The sequence below is a fragment of the Methylomonas sp. BG-2 genome (assembly GCF_057766305.1).
This window is the reverse complement of the sequence record NZ_JBYMAP010000438.1, coordinates 1-1696: the sequence shown is the minus strand read 5'-3', so window position 1 is coordinate 1696 and position 1696 is coordinate 1. Positions and strand designations below refer to the sequence as shown.

The 1696-nt window shown below is 54.9% G+C and carries 2 protein-coding genes; one reads left to right on the top strand and one right to left on the bottom strand.

Translation table 11 applies throughout. The features are described 5' to 3' along the window. Window positions 1-316, top strand: a 316-nt coding sequence (locus AC3B8H_RS21060; RefSeq protein ID WP_488443465.1) for a hypothetical protein, incomplete at its 5' end; no start/stop codon positions are given. A gap of 107 nt (window positions 317-423) precedes the next feature. On the opposite strand, the gene AC3B8H_RS21055 is transcribed toward AC3B8H_RS21060, so the two are convergent. Continuing rightward, window positions 424-1467, bottom strand: a complete 1044-nt coding sequence (locus tag AC3B8H_RS21055) for a hypothetical protein (RefSeq protein WP_488443464.1) — start codon at window positions 1465-1467, stop codon at window positions 424-426. Window positions 1468-1696 lie beyond the last annotated feature (229 nt).

Genomic DNA, 1696 nt, shown 5'->3' with positions numbered 1-1696 from the left:
CGTTTTGGGTCGGCTGGCCTGTCCGGAGGGCTGGTGGCGTTCATCTCCTGGAGTTTGTGCTTTTCCGCCGGTTTCAATTTCCATTTTGGCCATAGGCTATGCCCTAACTTCATTGCTTCTTCTTGCTAGCGCCGTGTTGATCGCCCCAGCACACAAACTTAAAACCTGCGCATTACTTTTTGTCGCGCTAACGCTTTGGCCTATTTACACTTTGATTTTCAAACATTTTTCTTGGGTAGCGCTGGCTTCACTGAGTGCGGTCGCTGGTATAGCAATATGTTTTTGTTTGGGGGCTTTTGCGATACGCAGCGAATAAGGTTTTAAAACAACATGTTAGTAATATGAACATGCGATTTCGAATACTTGCATTCTTACCAATTGCAGTGCTTGCTTTAGACGCTAGTGCAAAGTCTGTCCGTGAGTTTACATCCCGCCAAACCGAATATAGCGCCGCAGCGGCGAGCCGGCCGACCAGATGAAGGCTTCGGTGTAATAGTGCATCAAGGCCAGATAGCCGACGATACCCAAGGTGGCGGCTTTGTATATCTGGGTTGAGAACAGTGTTTGCAGCAGCAGATTGACGGCGGCATCGCCGTAGACTTGCAACCAGTAGGTCAGCGCGAACGACAGCAGCGGCAAAACCGCGACCGCCGGCAGCCGGCAAGCTTCGGTCAGACGATACAAGCGGTTCCGCGGATGGCCGGCGTGGCGGTTAACGTCGTGGGTCGCGTAAAAGCTGTAGGCGGTGATGTCGTGCACCAAGCGCGGCATTAGAATCGCCAGAAAATAATATTGTTGGCTGTAGACAAACCAACTGGCGACCACCAACAAAGTGTTGGCCCACAGAAAATACCAGCCCAAGCGGCTGGCCACGTGGCGCTGGCAAACCCCGGTAGACGCCAGCAACGCGACGGTCAGTACCGTGGCGATTTGCAGTATCAACGCGGCCTGCTCCGGCGCCAGACTGTTCTTCATGAAAATACCGATGTAGGTGAAGATGCCGGCCGTCACGCTGAGCCACAGTTGCAGATAAAAAGCCCAAGCCGGCAGGCGGCAGACCGCCTTGGCGATGCCGTGCTGTTGTTTCAAGACATGGTAGACGGTCCAGCAGGCGCTGATCAGATACAGCACCCGGTAGGGTATGAACAAGCTGCCGACGCCGAAGAACAGCACAATGAAGGCACTCATCCCCAGTAATTTGTTACGGAAGGCTTGCAGATAATCGGCGTGGCTGACCAACAGTAAATTACTGGCGACGATGTGCGGCGTGCCGAACAATACCTGGAACAGCAAAAAGTGACTGGGGCTGCTGGGCAGCGCGTCGCGCAGGGCGTGGTCGAACAGCCAAGTATCCAGGCCGAGTGCGATCAGGCAGATCGGCACGATGCCGTACAGGCTCAGTAAAAATCGGAAAGACACCGCCATGCCGGCGGATTGCCCGGAAACCGGAAGAGTCTGCGCGACCATTTGCCACCTGTCGTTATAGTTATCGGCGGCGGTATTATCGCTATTTTGCGGGCCGACTCCAATCTGGATTTAGCGAATCTCGCGCTTGCCTTGCAGGCCGCCGCTGTGCCAGACCACGACGTGTTGGCCGGCCTGAAAATCCCCTGCTTGCAGTCTGTCGTAGACGGCGTACAGCAATTTTCCGGTATATACCGGCTCCAGCTCGATGCCATGCCGGGCTTCGAACACC

Excerpts from the sequence above, each read along its gene's own strand:
- AC3B8H_RS21055 (WP_488443464.1), bottom strand. The coding sequence starts at position 1,467 with ATGGTCGCGCAGACTCTTCCGGTTTCCGGGCAATCCGCCGGCATGGCG.